Source organism: Agrobacterium fabrum str. C58 (genome assembly GCF_000092025.1).
GTDB classification, from domain to species: Bacteria; Pseudomonadota; Alphaproteobacteria; order Rhizobiales; family Rhizobiaceae; genus Agrobacterium; species Agrobacterium fabrum.
On the sequence record NC_003062.2, the window covers coordinates 1,684,725 to 1,711,033 of the forward strand.

The 26,309-nt window shown below is 60.1% G+C and carries 22 protein-coding genes; 2 read left to right on the forward strand and 20 right to left on the reverse strand.

The genetic code is table 11. The annotated features are described in order from the left end of the window. Positions 1–83: 83 nt before the first annotated feature. The 13 genes from ATU_RS08325 to ATU_RS08385 form a co-directional block, all read right to left on the reverse strand. On the reverse strand, positions 84–1,652 hold the full coding sequence (locus tag ATU_RS08325) for a peptidoglycan DD-metalloendopeptidase family protein (RefSeq protein WP_035258613.1): 1,569 nt from the start codon (positions 1,650–1,652) through the stop codon (positions 84–86). Between the two features lie 345 nt (positions 1,653–1,997). Continuing rightward, a complete protein-coding gene (locus ATU_RS08330; RefSeq protein WP_035215918.1) occupies positions 1,998–2,651 on the reverse strand; it encodes a protein-L-isoaspartate(D-aspartate) O-methyltransferase in 654 nt (217 codons plus the stop codon). After that, positions 2,648–3,418 (reverse strand): 5'/3'-nucleotidase SurE, encoded by a 771-nt coding sequence (surE, locus tag ATU_RS08335; protein ID WP_010971810.1) that lies wholly within the window; start codon positions 3,416–3,418, stop codon positions 2,648–2,650. The genes ATU_RS08330 and surE overlap by 4 nt, the downstream gene beginning before the upstream one ends. 212 nt (positions 3,419–3,630) lie before the next feature. Next, positions 3,631–4,914: a serine--tRNA ligase gene (serS, locus tag ATU_RS08340; protein ID WP_010971811.1), complete on the reverse strand. Its 1,284-nt coding sequence runs from the start codon at positions 4,912–4,914 to the stop codon at positions 3,631–3,633. A gap of 99 nt (positions 4,915–5,013) precedes the next feature. Next, positions 5,014–5,817 carry a twin-arginine translocase subunit TatC gene (tatC, locus tag ATU_RS08345; protein ID WP_006314395.1) on the reverse strand — a complete coding sequence of 268 codons (804 nt, stop codon included), beginning with the start codon at positions 5,815–5,817 and terminating at the stop codon, positions 5,014–5,016. After that, the gene (gene tatB / locus ATU_RS08350; RefSeq protein ID WP_010971812.1) at positions 5,814–6,554 is read right to left on the reverse strand and encodes a Sec-independent protein translocase protein TatB; all 741 of its coding nucleotides are present in this window, start codon (positions 6,552–6,554) and stop codon (positions 5,814–5,816) included. Before tatB ends, tatC begins: the two co-directional genes overlap by 4 nt. Before the next feature lie 53 nt (positions 6,555–6,607). Next, positions 6,608–6,820: a twin-arginine translocase TatA/TatE family subunit gene (locus ATU_RS08355; protein ID WP_006314389.1), complete on the reverse strand. Its 213-nt coding sequence runs from the start codon at positions 6,818–6,820 to the stop codon at positions 6,608–6,610. Between the two features lie 127 nt (positions 6,821–6,947). After that, the gene (gene scpB, locus ATU_RS08360) at positions 6,948–7,682 is read right to left on the reverse strand and encodes an SMC-Scp complex subunit ScpB (RefSeq protein ID WP_006314387.1); all 735 of its coding nucleotides are present in this window, start codon (positions 7,680–7,682) and stop codon (positions 6,948–6,950) included. After that, positions 7,675–8,520 carry a segregation and condensation protein A gene (locus tag ATU_RS08365; protein ID WP_006314385.1) on the reverse strand — a complete coding sequence of 282 codons (846 nt, stop codon included), beginning with the start codon at positions 8,518–8,520 and terminating at the stop codon, positions 7,675–7,677. The genes scpB and ATU_RS08365 overlap by 8 nt, the downstream gene beginning before the upstream one ends. A gap of 58 nt (positions 8,521–8,578) precedes the next feature. Next, positions 8,579–9,595, reverse strand: coding sequence for a beta-N-acetylhexosaminidase (nagZ, locus tag ATU_RS08370; protein ID WP_010971814.1), 1,017 nt, complete (start codon positions 9,593–9,595; stop codon positions 8,579–8,581). Positions 9,596–9,842: 247 nt separating this feature from the next. After that, positions 9,843–12,869 carry an SPOR domain-containing protein gene (locus ATU_RS08375; RefSeq protein ID WP_010971815.1) on the reverse strand — a complete coding sequence of 1,009 codons (3,027 nt, stop codon included), beginning with the start codon at positions 12,867–12,869 and terminating at the stop codon, positions 9,843–9,845. Positions 12,870–12,935: 66 nt separating this feature from the next. Further along, on the reverse strand, positions 12,936–14,693 hold the full coding sequence (gene argS / locus ATU_RS08380) for an arginine--tRNA ligase (RefSeq protein ID WP_010971816.1): 1,758 nt from the start codon (positions 14,691–14,693) through the stop codon (positions 12,936–12,938). Between the two features lie 74 nt (positions 14,694–14,767). Continuing rightward, positions 14,768–15,985, reverse strand: coding sequence for a deoxyguanosinetriphosphate triphosphohydrolase (locus ATU_RS08385; protein ID WP_010971817.1), 1,218 nt, complete (start codon positions 15,983–15,985; stop codon positions 14,768–14,770). A gap of 214 nt (positions 15,986–16,199) precedes the next feature. On the opposite strand from ATU_RS08385, the gene erpA reads away from it, so the two are divergent. Both erpA and xth read left to right on the forward strand, forming a co-directional pair. After that, on the forward strand, positions 16,200–16,532 hold the full coding sequence (gene erpA, locus ATU_RS08390; RefSeq protein ID WP_010971818.1) for an iron-sulfur cluster insertion protein ErpA: 333 nt from the start codon (positions 16,200–16,202) through the stop codon (positions 16,530–16,532). Positions 16,533–16,833: 301 nt separating this feature from the next. After that, positions 16,834–17,631 carry an exodeoxyribonuclease III gene (xth, locus tag ATU_RS08395; RefSeq protein WP_010971819.1) on the forward strand — a complete coding sequence of 266 codons (798 nt, stop codon included), beginning with the start codon at positions 16,834–16,836 and terminating at the stop codon, positions 17,629–17,631. 42 nt (positions 17,632–17,673) lie between these two features. Here the strand turns inward: xth and exoR are convergent, their stop codons facing one another. The 7 genes from exoR to ATU_RS08430 all read right to left on the reverse strand — a co-directional run bounded on the left by exoR (position 17,674) and on the right by ATU_RS08430 (position 26,282). Then, positions 17,674–18,468, reverse strand: a complete 795-nt coding sequence (gene exoR, locus ATU_RS08400) for an exopolysaccharide production regulator ExoR (protein ID WP_006314377.1) — start codon at positions 18,466–18,468, stop codon at positions 17,674–17,676. Next, positions 18,455–18,763 (reverse strand): hypothetical protein, encoded by a 309-nt coding sequence (locus ATU_RS08405; RefSeq protein ID WP_236762267.1) that lies wholly within the window; start codon positions 18,761–18,763, stop codon positions 18,455–18,457. The genes exoR and ATU_RS08405 overlap by 14 nt, the downstream gene beginning before the upstream one ends. A gap of 268 nt (positions 18,764–19,031) precedes the next feature. Further along, positions 19,032–20,309, reverse strand: a complete 1,278-nt coding sequence (locus tag ATU_RS08410) for an outer membrane protein transport protein (RefSeq protein ID WP_006314375.1) — start codon at positions 20,307–20,309, stop codon at positions 19,032–19,034. 453 nt (positions 20,310–20,762) lie between these two features. Continuing rightward, complete coding sequence (locus tag ATU_RS08415) at positions 20,763–23,606, reverse strand: valine--tRNA ligase (RefSeq protein WP_006314374.1); 2,844 nt, start codon at positions 23,604–23,606, stop codon at positions 20,763–20,765. A gap of 218 nt (positions 23,607–23,824) precedes the next feature. Further along, positions 23,825–24,826 (reverse strand): cell division protein PopZ, encoded by a 1,002-nt coding sequence (popZ, locus tag ATU_RS08420; RefSeq protein ID WP_010971821.1) that lies wholly within the window; start codon positions 24,824–24,826, stop codon positions 23,825–23,827. Between the two features lie 390 nt (positions 24,827–25,216). Then, positions 25,217–25,888, reverse strand: coding sequence for a protein-L-isoaspartate O-methyltransferase family protein (locus tag ATU_RS08425; RefSeq protein ID WP_010971822.1), 672 nt, complete (start codon positions 25,886–25,888; stop codon positions 25,217–25,219). Positions 25,889–26,072: 184 nt separating this feature from the next. After that, entirely contained in the window at positions 26,073–26,282 is a 210-nt protein-coding gene (locus ATU_RS08430) for a hypothetical protein (protein ID WP_006314371.1), read from the reverse strand. Positions 26,283–26,309: the final 27 nt, after the last annotated feature.

The window sequence follows — 26,309 nt, forward strand, 5'->3', positions numbered from 1 at the left end:
TGGGGGACGATTTCCGAGCCGACAATAAAAATGAAAAAGCCGGGCTCATCACCCGGCTTCATCATTCCTTGAGAACGCAATACCTATTCAAGGAAACCTGATGGGTTCACCGGCGTCGCATCCTTGCGAACTTCGAAGTGAACCTGCGGACGCTTGGCGCTGCCGGTCATGCCTGATGTGGCGATGGTCTGGCCACGCTGAACCTTCTGGCCGCGCTGTACGTCGAGATTGGCGGCGTTGCCGTAAACCGTGACCTTGCCGTCGTCGTGGCGGACCAGCACCGTGTTGCCGAGCTGCTTCAGGCCGTTGCCGGCATAGATGACCACGCCGTTTTCGGCGGCCTTGATCGGCGTGCCCTCGGGAACCGAAATGTTGATGCCGTCATTGCGGCTGCCTTCGACATTGTCACCGAAATTGTTGATGACGGCGCCGCGAACCGGCCAGCGATATTTGCCGATGCCGGTGGATTCCGGAGCGATGGAGGCCATGTCGGCCTTTTTCTCGATATCACTGACACTTGCGGTTGCCGGTGTGGCAGGCGCCGCCGTGGTGGCGGCGGCAGCAGGCGCCTTGTAGGGCTCAGGCTTGATGGATGCGGTTTCGACCGGCTTGGCCGCAGCTGCTTCCTTAGCCGGAACCGAGGCGGTCTTGATGGCATCGGTCGAAGCACCCGGCATGGCAAGCGTCTGGCCGACACGAATGCTTTCGTTGGAAATGCCGTTGGCGGCCTTGAGCGCGGCAACCGAGACACCGTTTGCACGGGCGATCTTCGCCAGGCTGTCGCCCGGCTGAACCTTGTAACCACCGCTCGGTGGCAGCGGCTTGCCGCCCGGAGGCGTCAGCTTGCCGGCTTCGGAAGAAAGTTTGTCACGGGCGGCAGCCTGCGACGGCAGCACGGCCACATTCCCATCCGGGGCACGCAGCGGTGTCGGCTGGTCGCCATTGCGGTTGAGAGCAATATTGCCGGCGGCATCCTTGGCGGCGTTGCGGGCCTGACCGAATTTCGGAATGAGGATCGACTGGCCAGCCTGCGCCGAAGACGCGGTTTTCAGGCCATTGACCCGCAGCAGTTCCTTTTCCGGCACGCCGTAGCGGTTGGAAATGGTGGCAATGCTTTCGCCGGGGCGCAACGTTACCGAAGACGCGCCGTCCGTGTGCCAGCCGTTCTTGTCGGAACGAACCGTCGCGGTCGTCAGATTGTCGGTTGGCGCGGCGGCCTGCCGGGCAGGTGCAGCGAGAGACGGAGCGGCTGGGCGCTGGGCGGACGGGAAAGGCTGGGCCATGGCTTCGTTGCGGGTCGACGGATCGCGGCTTGCCACCGCCGTCGGCGCCGACAGCTCGGAACGCTGCACCGGCGAGGCCGAAGCGCGGGCCGTGGAAGGCTGAACGCCGCCATAACCACCCGACTGCTGCGGATAGGAATTGCCCGCCATGTTCTGATTGGCATATCCGCCCTGCGGCGCGGCAGAGGCATAGCCGCCATTCATGTCGCCCTGCGGAACCGGGGCCTGCCCATAAGCACCGCCGCCCTGACGGGCTGGAATTGACGCCGTTGTCATCCGATCCGGTCCACTGGAAAAGAGGCCGCTGAACCGCGTTGCATCCGAGCTACAGCCCGTTGCGACGCTTGCCAGCAATGCCGCTGCGAACATTTTTGCGACTGATTTTCCGATTTTAGACGAATGTCTCATACGCATGACTCGATCTACACTGACGCCAACCCGCCGCATCGAGATCGATCCGGCACAAATTTCACTTCTTGCAAGGCCCATTTCCCGAGGTGGGGAAAACCATGCGTCGATGTTTATGATTAAAGCGCGTTAGTGTTACCACGCCGTTAAAACGTTAAGCCGTTCAGCGCTTTTTTGACACTTCGATAACCATGACGAAAACTGGATGCGTCATGTCGAGACAATAATGATATTGAAAATCAGATAGTTGCGACAATTCAGAACATTAGAAGACAAAAATGAATTGCCTTCAAAATTTTCATTTCGTCACAAATGCCGCGCAATATGGCTGCCGAGTGGCAGATACGGCGTCTCGAACAGCTCTTCCTTCTCGAAGCGGCTGCCGGTCTTGGAGAAGCGGGTCATCACGCAACGCTCATCTTCCAGGATGATCGGCGCGATCATCATGCCGCCGGAAACGATCTGCTCGGCAAAGAAGCGGGGCATGGTGGTAAAGGCGGCGGTGGAAACAATCCGGTCGAAGGTGCCCTCGCCCACCAGACCATTGCTGCCATCCGCCTGGCGGATGACGACGTTGCGGATGGACAGATCGTCGAGACAGTTCTGCGCCTGCTGCACCAGCGTCTTGTAACGCTCCAGCGAAAACACCCGCTCCACCCGGCGCGCGATGATCGCCGTCATAAAACCGCTGCCGGTGCCGATCTCAAGCACGCGCTGGCCGGGTTTCAGCTGCAGGCGGGCAAGGATTTTCACCGCCATGTCGGCGCCTTCCATGAAGGAACCGCAGTCGATCGGGATCGTGCGGCTGGAATAGGCGTCGGCCGCAAATTGCGGCGGCACGAATTTGGAACGCGGCGTCTGCTCAACCGCCGTCAACAGGTCGAGATCGGAAATCCCCTCGCCCCGCAGACGGAGAACGAGAGCGGCAAAACCTTCCTTTTCGACCATGGCAGATTTCAATCGGCGACTCCGAATCCAAGTGCTTGCGCAACCCGATCCTTGACCGTGTAGTCCGTCAGGTCAAGCTTAAGCGGTGTGACCGAAATCTTGCCGTGTTTCAAGGCGTGGATATCCGTGCCCTCGCGGAAGGTGCCAAGGCGTTCGCCGAAGCGTAACCAGTAATAAGGAAGACCACGACCATCCTGGCGTTCTTCCACCGTCAGGCCGAAATCGAGCTTGCCCTGCCCGGTGACGGAAACGCCCTGCATATCCTTTGGCGCACAATTGGGGAAATTGAGGTTGAGGAAGGTGCCGTCAGGCAGATCGACATTCATCAGCTTGCGCAGAAGATCCGGCGCATAGGTCTCGGCAACCTCCCACGGCACGACGCGGCCTTCGCCGTGGCTGAAGGCCTGGCTGAGCGCGAAGGAGCGCACGCCCTGCAGCGTGCCTTCGATGGCGCCGGCAATCGTGCCGGAATAGGTCACGTCATCGGCCATGTTGGCACCGGCATTGACGCCTGAGAGCACGAGATCGGGCTTTTCCGGCAGGACTTCGCGAATACCCATGATGACGCAATCGGTCGGCGTGCCACGCAGCGCGAAATGTTTGTCGGAAACCTTACGCAGCCTGAGCGGCTCGGAAAGCGTGAGCGAGTGTGCGAGACCGCTCTGGTCGGTTTCCGGCGCAACGATCCAGACGTCGTCGGACAGCGTGCGAGCAATACGCTCCAGCACCGCCAGCCCCTCGGCATGGACACCGTCGTCATTGGTCAGCAAAATCCGCATGTTTCTCTCTCCGCTCTTTATGTCTTCAGGGACGGAGCATCCTCTCCTCCGGCGGTGAAGTGTGCAGTTCTCTCAACGTCATCCTCGGGCCTGTCCCGAGGATCTAATCACGTCCAAATAAATCGATAGGTTGCCGATCCTCGGGACAAGCCCGAGGATGACATCGGCGCAATTGGCAGACTCACCTTCCAACAGCACGACGCCGCGCTCTCTCAAGCCGCCTTCTCGATCCGCGTCAGCCCGCCCATATACGGCAGCAGCACGTCCGGAATTGTGACGGAACCATCGTCGTTCAGGTAATTTTCGAGAACGGCGATCAGGCAGCGGCCGACGGCGGTGCCGGAGCCGTTCAGCGTGTGCACGAACTTCGTCGCCTTGTCGTCCTTGCCGCGATAACGCGCATTCATGCGCCGCGCCTGGAAATCGCCGCAGACCGAGCAGGAAGAAATTTCACGATAGGTGTTCTGGCCGGGCAGCCACACTTCCAGATCATAGGTCTTGCGGGCGCTGAAGCCCATATCGCCGGTGCAGAGCGTCAGGGTGCGGAAATGTAAGCCCAGACGCTTCAGCACTTCTTCGGCGCAGGCCGTCATGCGCTCATGCTCGGCAACGGCACTTTCCGCATCGGTGATGGAGACAAGCTCGCATTTCCAGAACTGGTGCTGGCGCAGCATGCCGCGCGTATCACGTCCGGCAGAGCCCGCTTCCGAACGGAAGGAAGGTGTGAGCGCCGTGAAGCGCAACGGCAGTTTTTCCTGCTCGAGAATTTCGCCGGAAACGAGGTTGGTCAACGTCACTTCCGCCGTCGGGATCAACCAGCGGCCATCGGTGGTCCTGAACAGGTCCTCGGCGAATTTCGGCAATTGCCCCGTGCCGAACATCGCCTCGTCACGCACCATCAGCGGCGAAGAGACTTCGGTATAACCATGTTCCGAGGTGTGCAGGTCGATCATGAACTGGCCGAGCGCCCGTTCCAGACGCGCCAGCTGGCTGGTCAGCACCGTGAAACGCGAACCGGAGAGCTTGGCAGCCCGCTCGAAATCCATATAACCGAGCGCTTCGCCAATCTCGAAGTGCTCCTTTGCCGCGTGGTTCCAGCCGGGCTTCTGGCCGGTGACGCGGGCCACCACATTGTCGTGCTCGTCCTTGCCGTCAGGCACATCGTCGAAGGGCATGTTCGGCAGGCGCGACAGGGCGTCGTTCAGCTCGGCGGAGACCTGACGGTCCTCCTCCTCGGCGCGCGGCATGTTTTCCTTGATATCAGCGACTTCGGCTTTCAGCTTTTCCGCCAGTTCCATGTTCTTCTGCGCCATGGCGGCGCCGATTTCCTTGGAGGCGGCATTGCGGCGGGACTGCATGTCCTGCAGGGACTGGATGACGGAACGGCGCTTTTCATCGAGAGCGATCAGACCTGCGGCAGCGGGCTCTACGCTGCGCCGTGCAAGGGCCGCATCAAAAGCTTCGGGGTTTTCGCGTATCCATTTAATGTCGTGCATCGTCGTTCCAGACCGTTGTTGCATCGTCGCGTTTTACAGCAAAACGCCGGGCATGAACCCGGCGCGAGGATTTTTTGAGCGGTGAGACCTTCAGAAAAATCAGGTCTCTTCCAGCTCCGTGCTTTTGGATTCCGCCGCACGTTTCCTCTCCACGAGTCGAGCCATGTAGATGGAAATCTCGTAGAGAATGATCGCAGGCAGCGCAAGACCGATCTGGGACATGGGGTCCGGCGGTGTCAGCACGGCCGCGACCACAAAGGCCATGACGATGGCGAATTTGCGCTTTTCCCTGAGCCAGTCGCTGGTCAGAATTCCGACACGAGCCAGAAGCGTGGTGACGACGGGCAACTGGAACACCAGGCCGAAGGACAGCACCAGCGTCATGATGAGGCTGAGATATTCCGACACCTTGGGCATCAGCGAAATCGCCACTTCACCATCCACAGGCAATTGCTGCATGGCGAGGAAGAACCACATGACCATAGGCGTGAAGAAGAAATAGACGAGTGCCGCGCCGATGAGGAACAGGATCGGCGACGCAATCAGGAACGGCAGAAAGGCGGCGCGTTCATTCTTGTAGAGACCCGGCGCCACGAATTTATAAAGCTGCGAGGCGATCACCGGAAAGGAGATGACCATCGCGCCGAACATGGCGACCTTGATCTGCGTGAAGAAGAATTCCTGCGGCGCGGTATAGATCAGCGACGATTTCGCCACATCCAGCCCGGCCCAGATCACCGCCCACTTATAGGGGATGACGAGCAGGTTGAAGAGGTGCTTGGCGACGGCGAAACAGGCGATGAAGGCGATAAAAAACGCGCCGAGCGACCAGATCAGCCGTGTGCGCAGTTCCATCAGGTGTTCGATAAGCGGCTGCGGCTTGTCCTCGGTATCCCCGCTCATGCTTCATCCTTTTTGGGCTTTGCAGCCTTGGTTCTCGCCGCTTTTGCCGGCTTTGCATCAGCCACAGCCACGGATTTTTCGGCCGCGATCTTCTTGACAGTCGCCTTTTTGGCGATGGTCTTGACGGTCGGCTTCGGAGAAGCCGGTTCACTGGCATTCGTAGCGACGGTGGTTTCCGGCGTTGCCACGGCCTTGCTGCGGCTCACACGTTTCGGCTTGGCGGCAACCGCTTCAGCCTCGACGGTCGCAATCGATTTCGCCCGTGCGCGTTTCGGTTTCTCTGCCGCGACGGAGGCTGCGGCAACTGGAGCAGGTGCTGCGGCGACGGCCGGCGGCGAATCCGGAAGCTTCATGTCCGGCTCGGGCACGTTGACCAGCGGCGCAACAGGCTCACTCGTGGCCGGTGCTGCGGTGGACGACAGCCCATCGGAAGGGCTCGTCGCCTTCTGCAAATCGGACTTGATCTCGTTGCCGAGCTGGCGAAGCGGGTTCATCGCATCGCGCAGCGAGTTGGTCGGGTTGAGATTGCGGACATCGGAGATGGTCTGGCGCACATCGTCCATGTCGGCCTCTTTCAAGGCCTCATCGAACTGGGTGCGGAAATCCCCCGCCATCTTGCGAAGGCCGGCCATCGTCTTGCCGAAGGCGCGGATCATGGGCGGCAAGTCTTTCGGTCCGACGACGACGATCAACACGACCGCAATCACCAGAAGCTCGCTCCAGCCGATATCAAACATCAATACGCTCCCGAGACCCTAGCGCCGGTCTCAAAACAAACGACACAAGCCGCTTACTTGATCTCGTCAGCCTTGTGGTCGACAGTCTTGGCATTCGCGTTGGCATCGGCCGGCGGCGGCGTCTGGTCTTCGTCAGCCATGCCCTTCTTGAAGCTCTTGATGCCCTTGGCGACATCACCCATCAATTCCGGAATCTTGCCGCGTCCAAAGAGGACGAGAACGATCACCAGCACGATGAGCCAATGCCACACACTAAAAGAACCCATAACTGCAACTCCTGAATTTCGCTTTCAGACGATGTAAGACGTTTGAAAGGCTTTTTCAAACGACAAATCATCGCTTCAACAGTGAGTACGCATAAAGTTTTCGTGGCCTTGGCCACATGCGGCGATATCAATCGTCGCCATCGCCACCACTGGGCGCAAGCAGGCCCAGCTCTTCGAGATCGAGTTGGGTGATCGGGTCTTCGTCCTCGCGCAACTCGTCGCTCATCATCGGCAGAGGCACGCCGAAATTGGACGGAATACGACCGGAAAGCAGCCCCGCTCCCTTCAGCTCCTCAAGGCCCGGCAGATCGCGCAATTCCTCAAGGCCGAAATGGTCGAGAAACTCCACCGTGGTGCCGATCGTCACCGGCCGGCCCGGCGTGCGCCTGCGACCGCGGAAACGCACCCAGCCCGCCTCCATCAGCACGTCGAGCGTACCGCGCGAGGTCTGCACACCACGGATTTCCTCGATTTCAGCGCGTGTCACCGGCTGATGATACGCGATAATCGCCAAAACCTCCAGCGCCGCGCGTGACAACTTCTTCGGTTCCTTTTCCTCCGTGCGGATGACGAAGGAAAGATCACCCGCCGTGCGGAATGCCCATTGCCCGCCCACCTGCACGAGATTGACACCACGCTCGCCATAGGCAGCTTTGAGCCGGTGCAGGATGGCGACAATATCCATGCCGCGCGGCAGTCGCTCGGCAATAAAAGCAACGGAAACCGGCTCGGCCGAGGCGAAAACCAGCGCTTCGGTGATCCGCTCGGCCTCCTTCAGCTGGCGTTCGGAAAACACCGTGGGTTCTAATCCCACCCCATCTGTCACGATCGTTGCTTCGGCTGTCTCATCGTTATCAATCACTGTCAGCCCTCTCGGCATTCACCGCACGGTCGTCCCTTGTGCCACGGCGCATATAAATGGGCTGGAAAGCGCCCTCCTGCCGGATTTGCAGCGATCCCTCGCGCACCAGCTCCAGCGAGGCGGCAAAGGCGCTGGCGATCGCCGTCACCCGCATGGCGGGATCGGGCACATATTGCAGCAGATATTGATCGAGCACCGTCCATTCACCGACATCACCGAGGAGACTGTTGAGAAGCTCGCGCGCTTCCACCAGCGACCAGACCTGCCGTTTTTCGATCGTGACCTGGGTGATGGCCTGCCTCTGCCGCAGATTGGCATAGGCGCTCAGAAGATCGTAAAGGTTCGCCTCGTAAGCCGAACGGTTGATATGCGGAATATGCTCCGGCGCACCGCGGGCAAAGACATCGCGGCCAAGCTGGGCGCGGTTGACGAGGCGTTCCGCCGCCTCGCGCATCGCTTCCAGGCGTTTGAGCCGGAAGGCCAGCGTCGCAGCCATTTCCTCGCCCGACGGGCCGTCGTCCTTCGCCTGCTGCGGAATGAGCAGTTTGGATTTGAGGAAGGCAAGCCACGCCGCCATGACCAGATAATCTGCAGCAAGCTCGATGCGAACGCGGCGCGCGCTTTCCACGAATTGGAGATATTGCTCGGCAAGCGCCAGTACCGAAATACGCGACAGATCGACCTTCTGCGTGCGTGCAAGGTGCAGCAGCAGATCGAGCGGGCCTTCGAAACCCGCGACATCGATGACCAGCCCGGCCTCGCCCGTCAGCCGCTCCGGCGTCACATCCTGCCAGAGCTTGTCCATCGGCGTTGAATTGCGAGACTTGTCTGCGGCCATTGTTCCATCCGCCGGATGTCCGGCCTGTGATCCCGAGTGGACGACCGCCGCCCGACTGTCAGGAAACGGCCCACATGGCGTTGAATTCGGCTCTCAGTTCCGCCTCGTCAGACGGGTCGGCGGCGGGAAAACCCGCTTCCACGGCCCGCACCCGCTCCAGCGAACGGCCGGAAAGAACGGGAACCTCCTTCACGACTTCAAGCATTTCACCCATCACGCCATTGCAATGCAAGACTATATCGCAGCCACCAGCAACAATATTCGCAGCCCGCTCGCCCAGCGTGCCCTTCAGCGCATTCATGGAGCTGTCGTCGGACATCAGCAGCCCGTCAAAGCCGATGCGGCCGCGAATGATCTCATCGATCACCTTCTTCGACGTCGTCGCCGGCCGCTCGCGGTCGACGGCGTTAAAGACGAGGTGCGCACTCATCGCCATCAATTCATGCTTCAGGGCCCGGAACGGCACGAAATCATGGGCATCCAGCTCATCAAGCGGCACATCGACTACAGGCAGTTCGTGGTGCGAATCCACCATGCCACGACCGTGACCCGGCATATGCTTCATGATAGGCAGCATGCCACCCGCCTTCAGCCCGTCGGCCGCCGCCTGCCCCATCTCGGCGACCATGGTCGGCGTGTAACCGTAGGCACGGTTACCGATGACATTGCTGGCGCCTTCCACCGGCACATCGAGCACTGGCAGGCAATCGACATTGATGCCGAATTTCGTGAGATCGAAAGCGTGCAGGCGCGACATCAGCCAGGCAGCGCGCAGACCGGCACTCCGGTCGCGTTCATAGATTTCCCCGAGAATGCGGGCATTCGGATAGGCTTGCAGGATCGGCGGCTTGATGCGCTGAACGCGTCCGCCTTCCTGATCGATCAGCACTGGCGCGTCCGGCCGCCCAACGGCATCGCGCATGGCGGCGACGAGATCGGTGATCTGCTGCTTCTCGCCGATATTGCGACCGAACAGGATGAAACCCCAGGGCTGCTCGTCGCGGTAAAGGGCGATCTCGTCGGCAGTCAGCGAAAGCCCGCTGCATCCGAGGATCATAGCTTTGCAATCGGTCATGGTATCACGCTCTCGGGAAATAGAATGGGAAATGGCCTTATACCGCAAGGCGTCGGAGAGAGGTCGGCAGCCCCTCCGCCCGTCACGCTCGGGCCTGCCCCGAGCATCTGCAACCGATCGGCTGGCGAAACGTCGGCAAATCCTCGGCACAAGGCCGAGGATGACGTCGCGTGTGAGGAAAATCCATCCCCACCCCAAAGGTTGCCTTAGACGGCAACCCCAATCTTACGAACCGTATTGGCCGTTATCACCGCGCGACGAGGCAGCTGCCACCGGCTGAGCGGAACTTTTCGCACAGCGCCACGGCTTCGTTCTTGTCGCCGGCCGGGATACGGACGCGGTAGAACGTGCCCTTGCCGGCAATTTCGGCGGCCTTGATGTCGACGCCGCGCCCACCGATGACCGAGCCGAACTTGGCGGACATGTTCTGGTAGGACTTCTGGGCTTCGGCCTGGCTCGGCAGCGAGGCGATCTGGATGTAGTACCCACCCGCGGACGGCGTGCTGGTCGCAGCCGGTGTTGCCGCTGCGGTCTGCTGCTGTGCAGCCTGGGCAGGAGCGGTCGTCGCCGGGCGGACATTGCCCTGGTTGGTCACCGTTGCCACCACATTGGCAGGCTGCGAGGACGGACGCGCCGCCGGAAGCGGTGCTGCCGATTGCGTAGACGGCTTGGCGGCGGCAGGCGTGCTGGCCTGCGGCTGAGCCTGCTCCGGCGCCACCGGAACCCGCGAAGCGGCGATGACGGCGGGAGCGCCTTCACCCGGCTTGGCGGTCTGGGGTGCTGCAAGCTCCGCGACCTTGTCGGCCTTGGGCGGCTGGGCAGCCGGTGCATCGACTTCCTGCGCCACCAGCGTACCGTCAGGCTTGACGATCATGGTGCGGACCTTGCGCGGCGAAACGCCCGTCGCACCGGCACCTTCATTGTGGGCGGCCTTTTCTTCCGGCGAAAGCAGGCGCGGATCCTCGGTCTCGCCAACCGGCGTACCAGCTGCTTCCATATCCGCGTCGTTTTCGCCTTCCAGCGGCAATTGTTCGGGGATCAGCGTGCGCTGAACCACATCGACCGGCTTTTCGTTGCTGGAGATCAGCGCCGGCTGCTTGGGATCGGCAGCGGCGCCGCCGGCCACGCGGTCATAAACCGCCTTGTCCTGATTTGGCACGACGCGACCGCCCGGATTTTCCGGCACGACCTTCATCGGATCATTGTCAGCGGAGATGATGACCGGCGCGCCATTCGAGCCGGTGCCAGACGAACCGCCCGATATCAGCGCATAAACGCCGCCGCCGATCAGCACCAGACCGATTGCAGCTGCCACCGGCATGATCCAGCGGCGACCGCCGCGTTCATCCTCGTCGCGATAGGCGGCCTGATGATCGACATAGGTTTCGGCATCGCGGGGCGCATTGCCACGGGAAGCGGCAGCCTCCTGCATGGAGCGGCGGAAATCCTCTTCCAGCGCCCGCTCGAACTCATCAGCCTCTTCCGGAGCCGGCGCAGGGCGCGCCTGGGCGGCACCGCGGTTTTCCGCATGTTTGTGACGGTCGAGACCACCGGCGACGGCAGGCGCAAACAGCGTCGCAAGCTCGGTATCGATATCGAGATCTTCCTCGTGACGGCGAGCGGCAGGCTTGGGCTCGAAAACCCCGACCGGCAGTTCCGGCACATCCATCTCGATGATGGTTTCCGGATGTTCTTCCGTCTCGCCGATCTGCGAAGGATCGAATGGCAGGCTTTCCAGCGTCTGCGGCACGGCTGGCTGCGCGGCAACAGGGCGCGGCTGAACCGGAGCGGCAACGACCGGCGCTGCGGCGATCGGAGCGGCGGCAACAACGGGCGCGGGGCGCGGCTGCGGCGCAGGCTCATGCCTCACCGGCTGCGGCGCAACAGCTGCAATCGGCGTGGCAGGCTGCGGACGCACGGGCTGCGGCGCGGGTGCAACCTCAGCTTCGGCGATTTCCGACAGATCCAGATCAAGGTCGAGATCATCGAGCGCAAGCTCGAAATCATCATCATTGAAGCCGGTAAAATCCGTGAAATCCGGTTCCTCGATGGGCGACGCGGGCACGGCGGCAGCAACCGGTGCTGCCTTCGCCGGCGCTGCGGCAACCGCAGGCGGCTCGACTTTCGCAGCCTGAGCCACGGGTTCGGTCTTGACGGGCTGTGCCTCACCGCGCTCGGGAATGGAATATTGCGCAACGCCGTAAATCAGCTCATCCATCGGCGAGAGATTTTTCGCTGCCGGCCTCTCGGCAATTGCCGGCGCCAGCGGTTCTGCGGCAGGCGTGAACACCTCGGCGACCGGCTGGGCAAAGGATGGTGCGGTCTCTTCGGCCTGAACAACGGCAGGAGCGGGCTCGACCTGCGGCTCAATCCGCGACGCAGCGGGGTAAAGTTCGGATCGCGGCTCGACCCGCCGCGGATCGACGGCCGAAACATCACGGCGCGCACCGAAATTGGCAAGCGGCAGCCTCAGGCTGGAAAATTCGAGCGAGGAACGGCCGCCATGCGCCGGAGGACGGACCGAAACCGGCGCGGGCGCTGCTTCCGCAACGGCAATCTCCACTTCGTCAGCGAGATCGAAAGCCTGCGGCTCCGGTGCATAGGCGTGAGCATCGGAAGAAATATTGCTGGAAACATCGGCCGGGAGTTCCGGCATGGCATGCCATTCAGGCTGGGACGGCTCGATGGCCTGCGGCTCTTCCCATGCAAGCTGGGGGGCGACCTGCGGGGCGGCCTGCTGGTAGACAACCGGCTCGGCGGCGCGCGGCTGGCGCGAATGCACATCGAAAACTTCCGCCACCGCACCGGCGTCGTCACGGAAATCCGCGCGAATATCCTGCTGTCCGGATGTTTCGACGTAATTGTGGATATAGGCCTGATCGACCTCGGGAAGCGGCTCCTGCCTCACCTGCGGCTGCGGCGCGGGTTCGGCCATCGGCGCAAGCTCGGGCTCGCGACGGGCGAAAACCTCTTCGACGCGCTGCATGAAGTCGGTGGGGTGGATGCCGGCACGAACATCGTTCGCCGGATCAAGAACGACCGGATCGGCGTGCGGCGCATCGTAAACCTCGAATTCACGAAGCAGCTCGTCTTCGAGATTGAATTCGGGTTCGCGGCGGACGACCGGCGATGCAGCGCGTGGCTGGACCTCGGAACCCGCATGCGAAGGACGATCGTCAAAGCCGACGATACGCGCCAGTTCTGCCAGAGGATCGTTGTCAGCGAACCCTTCGGACCGGGCGTCCCGGTTATACGCGACATTTTTTTCGACCATTACGTGTTCCACCATCTACGCATTGCAGCTCTTGCCAGCGTATTGTGAGCAAATAATGGTGATATGTTATCGCATTTCGTCAGGTGCGTCCGCTCCTAAAAGCGTAAGGCCGGACTTCAAAACATTCGCGACAGCATTCACCAGCCCGAGTCTGGCAATGCTCAATTCTCGGTTTTTATCGTTAATAAAACGTAATTCCTGATGGTCTTTGCCTTTGTTCCAGTGCCCATGGAAGGAACCGGCGAGATCATAAAGGTAAAAAGCAAGCCTGTGCGGCTCATGCGAAAGGGCCGCGGATTCGATCAGACGCGGATATTCGGCGAGCTTCGCAACCAGCTGCAACTCGTTGATATCGCTAATCAAAGCAACAGACGCCGCCATGTCTTCGGCAGACGGCGCAAGGCCCGGAAACGCCTCCTGCGCCTGGCGGAAGATCGACTTGCAGCGGGCATGCGCATATTGCACGTAAAAGACCGGATTATCCTTCGATTGTTCGGTCACTTTCGCGAAATCGAAGTCCAGCGGCTCGGAATTCTTCCGATAGAGCATCATGAATCGCACGGGATCGCGACCCACTTCGTCGACAACATCGCGCAGTGTGACGAAGTCGCCGGAGCGTTTCGACATCTTCACCGGCTCGCCGTCACGGAACAGCTTGACGAGCTGGCAGAGCAGCACCGTCAGCTTCGACTTGCCTTCGGAAACGGCGCGCGCGACGGCTTCCAGCCGCTTGACGTAACCGCCATGGTCGGCGCCGAGCACATAGATCATCTCGGAAAAACCGCGGTCGAACTTGTTCTTGAAATAGGCAACGTCGGCGGCGAAATAGGTGTAGGAACCATCCGACTTCATCAGCGCGCGGTCCATGTCGTCGCCCACTTCCGTGGAGCGGAACAGCGTCTGCTCGCGGTCTTCCCAGTCGTCAGGCAATTCGCCCTTCGGCGGTGGCAGCGTGCCCTTGTAGACATGGCCCTTGAAGGTGAGATCGTTGATCGCCGAAAGGATCGGGCCGCCATTTCCCTCATGCAGCGTGCGCTCCGAGAAGAACACGTCGTGCCGCACATTGAGCAGCGCCAGATCCTCGCGGATCATCACCATCATCGCGTCGATCGCCTTGTCTTTCACGATCGGCAGCCATTTTTCTTCCGGCATGGCGCGCAGCTTGATGCCATATTCATCCGCCAGCGCCTGGCCGACCGGAACGAGATAATCACCGGGGTAGAGACCGGACGGAATGGAGCCGATATCCTCGCCCAGCGCCTCGCGGTAACGCAGGAAGACGGAACGGGCCAGCACGTCGATCTGCGAGCCGGCATCGTTGATGTAATATTCCTTGGTGACGCCGTAACCTGCGAATGCAAGCAGGTTCGCCAGCGTGTCACCCACGACAGCACCACGGCAATGGCCGACATGCATCGGGCCGGTCGGGTTGGCGGAGACATATTCGACATTGATCTTCTGGCCGGCGCCGACGGTGGAGCGGCCGAAATCGACGCCCTGCCCGATCATGTCGGCCAATAGACGCTGCCAGTAACCGACGGAAACCTTGAGATTGATGAAACCGGGACCCGCGACATTGACGCCGTCGACATCGCCATCCGCCTGGAGTGCAGGCACAAGGAGTTCGGCAAGCGCGCGCGGATTGGTGCCAAGCGGCTTCGCCAGCACCATGGCTGCATTGGTTGCGACATCGCCATGGCTGAGATCACGCGGGGATTCGACGGTAATTCGACTGAAATCGACCTTTTCGCGGTTCTCTTTCACGAGATCGAGGGTCTCGAGCGCGTTTTTGATCCTGGTATCGAAATCGGCAAAAATGTTCATCGTTCCAACCTGCGCGAAGGGCTTCTGTTTGTCTCGGTCGTCATAACCGGGTGGCTTCGCGATCGCCCGCTGCCCTATCGCAAATCGGGAGTGTGGTCAAACAGCCGCTGGTGGGCGCGCAGTGCATAACTGTCGGTCATGCCCGCCAGATAATCGCCCACATGCCGGGCCTTCGCGGCCACGCTCATGCCGGAAATGCTGTCCACCCAGTAGTGGCTCTGCATCTCTGCCGGCGTTTCCATATAACGGTGGAAAAGATCGGTGACGATCTGTGTGGCACCGGCGCGGATGCGCATGATTTCGGGATGCCGGTAGATATGGCCGAACAGCAGCTTCTTGATCTGCCGGTCTGTTTCGGCCATTTCGGGCGAAAACGTCGCGACAGTGAAATCGGCGGCGCGGATATCGGCAGCACTCTGCGGCTTCAGCCGGGCGAGATTCTGCTGCGCGACGCCAATCACGTCTTCCACCATATGGGTGATCTGCCGGCGCATGATTTCGTTGGCGAAACGCTCCTTGTCGAGCACGGGATATTTACCCCGCACCTCGGCCATCAGCTTACTCAGGAACGGCACTTCCTCCAGCATCTCGAAGGTGAGATAACCGGCGCGCAGACCGTCATCTATATCGTGGGTATTATAAGCGATGTCGTCGGCGATCGCCGCCACCTGCGCCTCGAGGCTGGCATAACTGCCGATCTCGAGATCCTGCAGCACGCAATATTCAAGGATGGGCAGCGGAACCGGGCCTTTTATCCCCTCACCCTTGGCATTCACCAGCGGGCCATTGTGCTTGACGAGGCCTTCCAGCGTCTCCCAGGTCAGGTTGATGCCGTCATATTCGGCATAACGGCGCTCCAGCTTGGTGACGATGCGCAGCGACTGGGCATTGTGGTCGAAGCCGCCATAGGGCAACAGCACCGCATCCAGCGCATCTTCCCCGGTATGACCAAATGGCGTGTGGCCGAAATCATGTACCAGCGCCACGCCTTCGGCCAGATCCTCGTCCAGCTTCAGCGCGCGGGCGAGCGCCCGGGCGATCTGCGCCACCTCGATGGTGTGGGTAAGCCGCGTGCGATAGTGGTCGCCGTCAGGGCTGATGAAGACCTGCGTCTTGTGCTTCAGGCGACGAAAGGCTGTCGTGTGGACGATGCGGTCGCGGTCACGCTGGAATTCCGAGCGTGTCAGGCTTCCGGCCTCGGGAAAAAGACGCCCGCGCGTCGTCCATGGATCCGAGGCGAACACCGCCCTCTCCCCACTTCCGAAACCCAATGCGCGCTGGTCTATGATCATGCATTCACCTGTCGTCTTCTCCGGCCGGGACTTCCTTTTGGGCTCGGCCATTGACCTTTTCATTCACCCTTCATACCTATCGCAGAGGTCAGCGCAAAGCATCATCGCCGCGTCGACCGCCTTCAACAGGCTATAGACCGTTAATTTGACCGGTTTATAATGGTGGCAACGAGATTATTGCTCTCCGGTTCTTGACCCCGGCAGGAGAAACGACATGGAAAACAGCGACATTACCCTTTCGGAAGCAGCAGCGAAGCGAATCGCGCAGATCGTCGCCGCCGATGCCGGCAAACAGGCGCTGCGCGTCTCAGTGGAAGGCGGCGGCTGCTCGGGCTTCTCCTACAAATTCGATCTGGCCGAAAACCCAGCTGATGACGACATCGTGATCGCCCGCGGCGACGCCAAAGTGCTGATCGACAGCATGTCGGTCATCTACATGGCCGGCTCCGAAATCGACTTCGTCGATAATCTTCTGGGCCAGTCTTTCCAGATCAAGAACCCGAATGCGGTGGCAAGCTGTGGCTGCGGCACGAGCTTTTCGATTTGACTAGGAATGACGCGCGGACCGTGCGTCAAACGCTTTCGGTACTAAGTAGCTCGCCATCCTTCCCCTCCCTCATCCCTGTGCCCGTCACAGGGATCCAGCCGACGCGCGTCTGCGCGGCGAGAGAGTCTTTTCCAGCCCAAGGACTTGGGCTGGCTGGATTCCTGTGACAAGCACAGGAATGAGGGAAGAGAGAACCCCGCCATTCTCGCCTCTTTCCACCACATCCGCACCGGCACCTTCCAAAAACGGTGGCAATCGCTTTTGCATCGGTTAAAAGTACCCCCACAAAAGGGAAACTCCGATGAAGATTGCCACCTGGAACATCAATGGCGTCAAGGCGCGTATCGAAAACCTCTGCCAGTGGCTGAAGGATTCCTCGCCTGACATCGTCTGCCTTCAGGAAATCAAGTCGGTCGACGAGGGTTTCCCCCGCCTTGAGATCGAGGCGCTCGGTTATCACATCGAAACCCACGGCCAGAAGGGTTTTAACGGCGTCGCCCTGCTCTCGAAGGTGAAGCCGGACGAGGTCAATCGTGGCCTGCCGGGCGATGATGCCGATGAACAGGCCCGTTTCATCGAAGGCGTGTTTTCCGTGGAAGGCGGCGCGATCCGCGTCTGCTCGCTTTACCTGCCGAACGGCAATCCGCCTGACGATCCGGTCAAATATCCCTACAAGCTTGCCTGGATGGAGCGCCTGCGGCGCTTTGCGGAAGATCGCCTTGCAATGGAAGAGCCGCTGATCCTCGCCGGCGATTACAACGTCATCCCCGAACCCTTCGATTGCCACGACCCACGCGTGTGGGAAGGCGACGCATTGTTCCTGCCGAAGACCCGGGCGGCCTTCCGCAAACTGGAAAATCTGGGCTTCACTGACGCCGCGCGTGCGACGACCGACGCGGCAGGACTTTATTCCTTCTGGGATTATCAGGCCGGCGCCTGGCCGAAAAACAACGGCATCCGCATCGATCATCTGATGCTGTCAGCGGAAGCAGCCGACAGGCTGCAATCGGTCGAGATCGAAAAACATGTGCGGGCCTGGGAAAAACCGTCCGACCATGTGCCGGTCTGCGGTTATTTCGATTTCAGTCCGATCGGCTGAACCGTTGCTGTCGGGCGGCTGAAACCGTCCCGACCGGCATTCTCAATCCGGATCGTTGAACTGCATGTTCTGCGCCATGGCGATGGCGGCGCGGCGGTCGTTTTCACCGGCGAGAGAAAAGGCCTGCTCCTGCAGGTTCTGGATCCAGGTACAGTCGGCCACCGTGCACTTATCAAGTGCCGCCGTCATGAAGGCCAGCCCCTGCGTCGTCTGGCCTTCCTGGAAGATCAGGTTGCCGAAAATCGACATGGCGCCGGCATGGCCGTGCTTGCGGGCCTGGTTGAGCCACTTCTTCGCCTGCTGCACATCGGCGCGGCCACCCTCGCCCGCGAGGATCATCTCCGCCAGCCGGAACTGCGCTTCAGCCACGCCAAAGGTGGAAGCCACCTGGAAATAAAGCTGACGGGCCTGTGATAGGTCCATTTTCACGGGGCTGCCGGGAATGCCGTGACGGTAATAATCGGCAAGGGAAAGAAGGGCGTTGACGAAGAAGCCGGTATCTTCCGAACCCGGCTCCACACCCTGACTGGCGATTTCGCTGTAGATCTTGAAAGCTTCCAGATCGTTCTTGGCGACACCGTCGCCATAGGCATACATATTGGCAAGCGCCCAGCGCGAGCCGGTATGGCCCTTTTCCGCCGCATAACGATAGGCCTCGACGGCTTCGTCCTTGTTGCCGTTCTTGTAGGCCTTGAAGCCAAACTTGAACAGGTCGAAGGGGCCGGATTCCTTGGTCACGCCCGCATTAATGTCAAAAGCCAGCACCGGCATTGCGAGCGACGCAAGCAACATGCCCATAAGGAGCGGCTTTAAAACGTTGGCTTCACATTTCAGCATTTCGGCGAACTTCTCTCACTCTTCCCGGCATATAGCCAATACTTGCGGAATACTGCAAAGCCGAACCCCGCCGGGTCGCGATTTTTCGAACACACTGCGTCTTTCCGGCAGCACTTTTCAGCGCACCACCGGTGGTCTTTTGCGGCGATTGCCCTAATTTTCCAGTGAGACAGATATAGGCATAATTTCCGGCAACATAACGGCATTCCGTTATCTGCCGGTCAGCGCCAAACAAGAAAGCCGGGCGAAATTCCCGTATTACTTGCTTAAACGCTGAATCCAAACCCGTTTTCACTTTCTGCAACTCCGCAGGCCCACATCAAACGCCTGCATGTTCTTCCATTCCCGCGCTCTTAAACATAAGCCAAGCACTCTGTTTGTGGCGGGAAATGGACAGATATGCCCACATTCCAACGCGACCACACGCTTGCAGAAAAGTGTTGCCAAATCGTCACAAAACTTTCGGGCTGGAAATTTTTATCGAGCAGGAATCATAGTCGCGCATGAAAAAAGGCCCGGTTGGTAAACCGGACCTTTATTTTAGAACAAGCGAAAGGATGGGATCAGAACTTGACCTTCACACCGGTAGAGATCGCTGCCACGAGGTCGTTGCCGAAGGTGTAACCGGCCTCGTCACCGCAACGTGCACCAAGCGGGCCGCACGGGGCGCCACCGATAGACGAACTGCCCGAGGTCAGAAGGCCGAGTGCGCCGGCAATCTTGAACTCGAGGTTCTTGTTGGGCGAATAGACTAGCTGTGTGCCAACCATCCAGGTATCCGTCTGTGTCCCGATGACGGTCGATGTGCCGCGATCCCATGTCAGGCTGACGGCGCCGCTCCACTGCTCATTGAACTTGTGGCCGATACCGCCGGAAATGGTCCAGCCATCCCGATAGAAAAGGTCGAGCGTGTTGATTGCACTTTGCGTTCCCGCCACGCAGGTCGGCGAACCAACGGCGCAGAAGGGAATGGTCTGGATCTGGCTCCAGTCGGTCCACTTCACCGAGCCGAAGGCGAGCCAGCCGGGCGCAATACCAGACTGCACCTTCCACTCGATGCTGTCAGGCATGGAGACGTTACCGTAAACAGGCGTGACACGGCCGGAAATCTGATTTAGGCCAACCGGCAGGTTTGTCAGGGTGACGTTACCGGTCAGATCAACATCGACGGCGCTATTATACACAAGGCTCGTGCGGAAAGCGATTTCGGGAATCTCGTAAGCCAAACCGGCGCGCCAGCCCCAACCATCGCCTTCCATATCCAGCTTGCCAGTGCCATTGTAGATCGACGTCGGCACATTAATACTCGTCAAAAAGGTTGGCGACAGGACCTGACGATATTTGTAGCCACTGAGTTCCTGGTAGAAACCACCGCCAATGATCGAGAAGTCGCCCTTGCCGAGATCGAACTTGACGCGGCACGTCGTTGCGTAATTGTGCGATTTGACCTTTGTCTCGATATTGTAGCTCGAACCCTGCCATATACCCGGGTTAAGGTCCGCCCCCCAAGGCTGCGAATAATCGAACATGCAGTCGCCGAAGTCGCCAATGGCGGCCTTCGCGCCAACGCGTGTCGACCAGTAGTTTTCGGAATCATCAGCGGTGGTAGACCAGGATGCAGGTAACGGACCACCACTTTTAACCGGATTGTCGCGCGCATTCTCCACCTTGCGCTGCGGCGCTACGAAGGTTGCAGAACTGTCGAGAACATAATCGGATGGATCGAACAGCAGGTCGATATTGTAACCGCCACGCTCAAGGCCGCCGGCCAGTGAGGGCGTTACCGCCGCGATGCTGACTGCGAAACATACCGCGCCGCGAAAAATTGCAGTTTTTGCCATCTCTCTCCCCAATCAAGGCAATGTGATCATCAAAAGAGTGAAGTGCTTCGCGGCAAATGACAATCTGCCGCACACTGGCACAGTTCTGCGACACTTCTCCATTTTTTACGTAAGAATTTTATGGGTGTGCCCTTAAATAGTCATTTTAGGTTATTTTTCTAATCACTACGGGCGTATCCGTCATAAAACGAAACAAACGCCTACGGCTGACGGGAATTGTCGCCAAATAACCACAGTGGATAGTTTCCGGGAAAAACGGGCTTATCGGGCCGTTTTTATTGGTTTTTTTCGATCTTCGGCGATCATTTTCACCGCTTCACCCTTGAAATCGCCCTGCCGCACACCCAAAGCGATTCGACGTTGCAGCGCAACATTCCGGAACTGACAAAACATAAAAGCGCCCCGTTGGTACGGAGCGCTTTCGTTTATTCTGGTCATCGATGATTGCGCGGATTAACCGGCTTCACTCACCCGCGTGAGAGCCGTTCTCAGACTTGCCAGCTGAACGTCCAGCTCTGCCTTGCGCTCGCGCTCGGCAGCCACGACTTCCGGATCGGCATTGGCCACGAACTTCTCGTTCGAGAGCTTCTTGTCGATGCGTTCCATTTCCGCATCCACCTTGCCGATCGCCTTTTCGAGCCGAGCCTGTTCGGCTGCGAGATCGACAAGATTGCCGAGCGGCAGGCAGACCGTCGCCTCGCCGACGATGATCTGCGCGGAACCCTTCGGCGCAACATCACCGCCACGAATTTCATCCGCCCGCGCCAGGCGCCGGATGGCGGCGGCGTGGCGGTCGAGCCGCGCTTCGGTGGAGGTGTTGGCGCCAACGACGACCAGCGAGGCGGTGGCGCCCGGCGGAACGTTCATCTCGGCGCGCGCGGAGCGGATGCCGGAGACGAGATCGATCAGCCAGTTGATTTCGGCCGCCGCCGCATCGTCGCGGAATTCCGGCTCCGGCCAGTCGGTGAGGCAAAGCAGGTCATCCCGCTCTTCTCCCTCGCCGGCCGTATGCGCCCACAGCTCTTCGGTCATGAAGGGCATGAAGGGATGCAGGAGCTTGTATATCTCCTCCAGAACATAGGCCGCGCAGGCCTGGGATTCCCGCTTCGCCTCTTCATCTTCGCCGCTGAAGACGGGCTTCAGCAGTTCCAGATACCAGTCACAGAACTGGTTCCAGACGAAACGATAGAGGATGCCGGAGGCATCGTTGAAGCGGAAATTCTCAAGTGCTGCCGTCACATCGCGCGCCGTATTGGCAAGCTCGGTCAGAATCCAGCGGTTGATGGTCAGTGACGCGGTTTCGGCCAGGAAATGCGGATCGCGCTTCACACCGTTCATCTCGGCAAAACGCGTGGCGTTCCAGAGCTTGGTGCCGAAGTTGCGGTAACCGGCGATACGCGCCGGATCGAGCTTCACGTCGCGCCCCTGCGCCGCCATGATGGCGAGCGTGAAACGCAGCGCATCCGCACCATATTCGTCGATCAGCTCCAGCGGATCGATGACGTTGCCCTTGGACTTCGACATCTTCTGGCCGTTCTTGTCGCGAACCAGCGCATGGATATAGACCGTGCTGAAGGGTTCGACCGGATTGCCCGCATCGTCCTTCATGAAATGCAGGCCCATCTGCATCATCCGCACCACCCAGAACGGGATGATGTCGAAGCCGGTGACCAGCACATTGGTCGGATAATAACGCGCCAGTTCCGGCGTCTGCTCGGGCCAGCCGAGTGTCGAGAACGGCCAGAGCGCCGACGAGAACCAGGTGTCGAGCACGTCTTCGTCACGCGTCAGGATTTCGCCCGGCGCAAAGTTCTCAAGCTTCTCTTCAACCCAGGCCTTCCACGGGCCTTCATGGGCGATATAGTGCTGGATGGCCGCCTGCAGCGCCTCTTCCTCGGTCTTTTCAACGAAGACCTGCCCGTCCGGGCCGTACCATGCCGGAATCTGGTGTCCCCACCACAATTGCCGTGAGATGCACCAGGGCTGGATGTTTTCCATCCACTGGAAGTAAGTGTTTTCCCAGTTCTTCGGCACGAAATTGGTGCGGCCTTCGCGCACCGAGGCGATTGCCGGCTGCGCGAGCGTCTTGTTGTCCACCCACCACTGGTCGGTCAGGCGCGGCTCGATCGGCACGCCGCCGCGGTCGCCATGCGGGACCACATGCTTGTGCGGCTCGATCTTGTCGAGCAGACCGGCTTCCTCGAAGATTTCGACGATGATCTTGCGGGCGGTAAAGCGGTCCTGCCCCTCCAGACGATCCCAGGCGCCATGCAGGGCTGCGGGATGGCTGAGGCCCTCGAGGAAATCTTCGTTTTCCTTGATGGAGATCGTACCATCGATGTTCATGACGTTGATGGCGCGCAGGCCGCAACGCTTGCCGACTTCGAAATCGTTGAAGTCATGCGCAGGCGTGATCTTCACCGCGCCCGTACCGGCCGTCGGATCAGCATAATCATCGGCAACGATCGGGATCTTGCGGCCGACGATCGGCAGGATGACGTGCTTGCCGACGATGCCCTTGTAACGCTCGTCTTCCGGGTTCACCGCAACGCCGGTATCACCGAGCATGGTTTCCGGACGCGTGGTGGCGACGACGATGTAATCGCGCGTTTCGAATTCGGTGGGCGTGCCGTCGGCGTCAAACGCGACGGGGTATTCATAGGTCACGCCCTTTTCCAGCGGATAGCGGAAGTGCCAGAGGTTACCCTTGACCTCGATCTGTTCGACTTCCATGTCGGAAATCGCAGTCTGCAGCTTCGGGTCCCAGTTGACGAGGCGCTTGGCTTTGTAGATCAGGTTCTGCTTGTAAAGCGTGACGAAGACTTCGAGGACGGCCTCGGACAGACCTTCATCCATGGTGAAGCGCTCACGCGACCAGTCGCAGGAGGCGCCGAGACGTTTCAGCTGGTTGAAGATCAGGCCGCCGGATTCGGCCTTCCATTCCCAGACCTTCTCCACGAAGGCCTCGCGGCCCATCTCGCGGCGGCCCGGCAGCTGGTTTTCCATCAGCTTGCGCTCGACGACCATCTGCGTGGCGATGCCGGCATGGTCCATGCCCGGCTGCCACAACACGTCCTTGCCGCGCATGCGCTCAAAGCGGACCAATATATCCTGCAACGTGTTGTTGAGCGCGTGGCCCATATGCAGGGAGCCGGTCACATTCGGCGGCGGGATGACGATGGTGAAGGTTTCCGCGCCCGGCTTGGCGTTGGCGCCGGCACGAAAAGCGTTCGCCTCGTCCCAGGCTTTCGCGATCTTCGGTTCGACGGATGCGGAATCGTAGGTCTTTTCGAGCATTTCCTGACCTGAATTTTAGAGTTCTTGTGTGGATTTTTTAAATAAGGATGGATGGGAGAGAGTCAACAGAAACCAGCCCGGGTGCCAACCATTGCGTGGACCCAAGGGAGACTATGCCCCGATAACACCTTCATCTTCAACAAAAAAGCCGCTCCCATGCCGGAGCGGCTCCTGTTTCATCGCATCGGCAGCGATTGTAGCCTGCGGACGGGCCGGCCTTAGCGGCGCGAGCCGCGCGCCACACGTTCGATTTCCTCGCGCACGAGGCGCTCCACCAGCGTCGGAAGATTGTCTTCCAGCCAGTCCTGCAGCATCGGGCGCAGCATATCGGCAGCCATATCCTCGATCGAACGCCGCTCGACGCCGTCGAAAACCTCCGCCAGCTCGCTGAAGGACCGGGCGATCTGCGCACCGGCGGCGGCGGAAAGGAGATTGAGCGACAGGCCATCCGCAATGTGCGCAGTTTCTTTCACGTCTGTCTCACCCGGCGCTTCCGGCTCACGCAGATCGAAGATCGACTTTTCGGCGGCAGGCTCGCGTGTGACGTCGAAACGTTCCGCCGTCACCGGTGTATCGATGGCACCGCGCAGCGAAAGCTGTTCGAAACGGCTTTCGGCGAAAGGTGCATTTTCGATGGCGGCGGCAGCAGCACGATCCTCGGCGGAAAAGGATGCCGGTTGCTCAACCGCGCTCGTGGTGGCAACGGCAGCCATCAGCGGGCGAACATCCGTCGGGCGCTGCGGCGCTGCGCGTTCAGGCGACGGCACGCCCGAAGGCTGCGAAACATTCGATACGGTGGAAGCCGGTGCAGCGGTCTCGGCCGCGCGCTGTTGCGCCTGCGCGGCGAAGGCCTGCGGCCCCATGGCGGCGTTGCGGTCTGCGGCGGCGCGCACACGGGCGGCGACATCGGCAAGCGACATGGTCTTTTCGGCCTGGCTTTCCTGCCGTTCAACCAACGGCGCGTCAAATGCCGGTGAAAAATCATGCACCGGGCGCGCGGCATAGGCCTGGTTTGCGGCGGGGGGAACGCGGGCCGGCGGGCTCACGGGCTCCGCGGCGAAGGCAGCTTCGCCGGAAGCCTCGTCCTCATCGTCATAGACCGGCGGCAACTGCCCGGAAAACGCATCGGCAGGTCCAGGCTCGTTGCTTTCGATGATCCGGCGTATCGACGCCAGAATCTCTTCCATGGACGGTTCACGCGCGACACTTGGCTGAGCCATATCAATCCCCGGTTTCTACTCTTAAGCACGCTTGCCGCATCCCCTTTGGGATACCGGACACGGCGCTTTGCACCTGTTCAATTTATACATCGCGCCCATGACAACGAAAGCAGATCGCCGTGCCGATGCTCTGAAACAGTTGGGTCAAAACCGCCGGGCGTTTTTGCCGTCCCTGTTGCAGGGTCATGCGGGGCAGAAATACGCACACCCCGAATCACCCCTAGTCTAGGGCAGCATAGTCAGGAACTAAATCACTGATTCGACAAGTTTCGCGGTGATGCACAGCTTTGTGAAAACGGCAGGCGACGACACAATTTTCCGAGACACCGGCCACAAAAAAGCCGGGGTGAAAAATCCACCCCGGCCCTGCAAAAAACGATCGCGTATGGATCAGAAAACGAACTCGGCCGCCTTGGCAAAACCCGGTACAGGCTTGACGGAGGCGTTGAAAAAGCTCGCAGCAGACGTGCTGTTGCCATCACGGCGATAGACAGTTGCCTTGGCAGCATTGCCATATCCGACAACGACGACAAGACGTCCGCCATCGCGCAACTGGTCGGTCAGCGCCGCCGGCACTTCCTCGACCGAACCATTGATGAAAATCAGGTCATAGGGCGCTTCACTCGCATAACCCTTGGCAAGATCGCCGGTCACGACAGCGACATTGTCATAACCGAGCGAAGCGAGCGTCTCGGTCGCCTGTGCGGCCAGCGCTTCGTCGCTTTCAAGCGAAACCACCGAACCGGCAAGCTGGGACAGGATGGCAGCCGCGTAACCGGAGCCACCACCGACTTCCAGCACCACATCGTCCTTGGAGACGGCAGCCAGCTGCAAAAGCTTGGCCAGCGGCGATGCCTTCATGACATAACGGGCCGGGCGACCGTCAAGCGCCGGACAGATCTGCAGATCCTCATCCGCATAGGCAATCTGCCGCACACCCGCCGGCACGAATGCCTCGCGCGGCACGCTCAAAAACGCCTTCAGCACGGAATGCGACGTCACGTCGGTCGTGCGCAACTGGCTGTCGACCATATTGGCGCGTGCGGTTTCGAAATCCATCATGTCCTTATCGCCTCAATTTCAAGGATAGGGGCTGGAAACCAGCCCGAAGTCGGAAGATGCAGCCGACCGTTAAAACAATCTCATAATTGCCAGAAGCCGCGCTTTCAAGCGCGCTCATTGGCTGCGCTCCCAAAAAGCACTGGAGGGTGATGCAAATTTCTCGCGATTGCCAGGAAATACGTCGTCAGGAGGCGGGAATATCCGGCATGATCCACCAGAAAAGCTGAACGAGATCGCTCCATAGCCGCGCCATGTCCTCGATCATCTCGATCGTCGTCACATAGGCATAGATCGCCAGAATGGTAACGACACCGAGAAGCAGCCATGGCCACAGCCTTCGCTTCTTGTTGCCCGCGCCGTCCCGCTGATCCTGATCCACGCTCTCCTCCTGCATTCTGGCCGAAAACGGCGCGCGTCCGCA

Excerpts from the sequence above, each read along its gene's own strand:
- ATU_RS08430 (WP_006314371.1), bottom strand. The coding sequence starts at position 26,282 with ATGCAGGAGGAGAGCGTGGATCAGGATCAGCGGGACGGCGCGGGCAAC.
- ATU_RS08325 (WP_035258613.1), bottom strand. The coding sequence starts at position 1,652 with ATGTTCGCAGCGGCATTGCTGGCAAGCGTCGCAACGGGCTGTAGCTCG.
- ATU_RS08355 (WP_006314389.1), bottom strand. The coding sequence starts at position 6,820 with ATGGGTTCTTTTAGTGTGTGGCATTGGCTCATCGTGCTGGTGATCGTT.
- ATU_RS08425 (WP_010971822.1), bottom strand. The coding sequence starts at position 25,888 with ATGATGGATTTCGAAACCGCACGCGCCAATATGGTCGACAGCCAGTTG.
- ATU_RS08365 (WP_006314385.1), bottom strand. The coding sequence starts at position 8,520 with ATGGCCGCAGACAAGTCTCGCAATTCAACGCCGATGGACAAGCTCTGG.
- serS (WP_010971811.1), bottom strand. The coding sequence starts at position 4,914 with ATGCACGACATTAAATGGATACGCGAAAACCCCGAAGCTTTTGATGCG.
- nagZ (WP_010971814.1), bottom strand. The coding sequence starts at position 9,595 with ATGACCGATTGCAAAGCTATGATCCTCGGATGCAGCGGGCTTTCGCTG.
- exoR (WP_006314377.1), bottom strand. The coding sequence starts at position 18,468 with ATGCTGAAATGTGAAGCCAACGTTTTAAAGCCGCTCCTTATGGGCATG.
- ATU_RS08415 (WP_006314374.1), bottom strand. The coding sequence starts at position 23,606 with ATGCTCGAAAAGACCTACGATTCCGCATCCGTCGAACCGAAGATCGCG.
- argS (WP_010971816.1), bottom strand. The coding sequence starts at position 14,693 with ATGAACATTTTTGCCGATTTCGATACCAGGATCAAAAACGCGCTCGAG.
- tatB (WP_010971812.1), bottom strand. The coding sequence starts at position 6,554 with ATGTTTGATATCGGCTGGAGCGAGCTTCTGGTGATTGCGGTCGTGTTG.
- ATU_RS08385 (WP_010971817.1), bottom strand. The coding sequence starts at position 15,985 with ATGATCATAGACCAGCGCGCATTGGGTTTCGGAAGTGGGGAGAGGGCG.
- tatC (WP_006314395.1), bottom strand. The coding sequence starts at position 5,817 with ATGAGCGGGGATACCGAGGACAAGCCGCAGCCGCTTATCGAACACCTG.
- xth (WP_010971819.1), top strand. The coding sequence starts at position 16,834 with ATGAAGATTGCCACCTGGAACATCAATGGCGTCAAGGCGCGTATCGAA.
- surE (WP_010971810.1), bottom strand. The coding sequence starts at position 3,418 with ATGCGGATTTTGCTGACCAATGACGACGGTGTCCATGCCGAGGGGCTG.
- ATU_RS08410 (WP_006314375.1), bottom strand. The coding sequence starts at position 20,309 with ATGGCAAAAACTGCAATTTTTCGCGGCGCGGTATGTTTCGCAGTCAGC.
- erpA (WP_010971818.1), top strand. The coding sequence starts at position 16,200 with ATGGAAAACAGCGACATTACCCTTTCGGAAGCAGCAGCGAAGCGAATC.
- ATU_RS08375 (WP_010971815.1), bottom strand. The coding sequence starts at position 12,869 with ATGGTCGAAAAAAATGTCGCGTATAACCGGGACGCCCGGTCCGAAGGG.
- popZ (WP_010971821.1), bottom strand. The coding sequence starts at position 24,826 with ATGGCTCAGCCAAGTGTCGCGCGTGAACCGTCCATGGAAGAGATTCTG.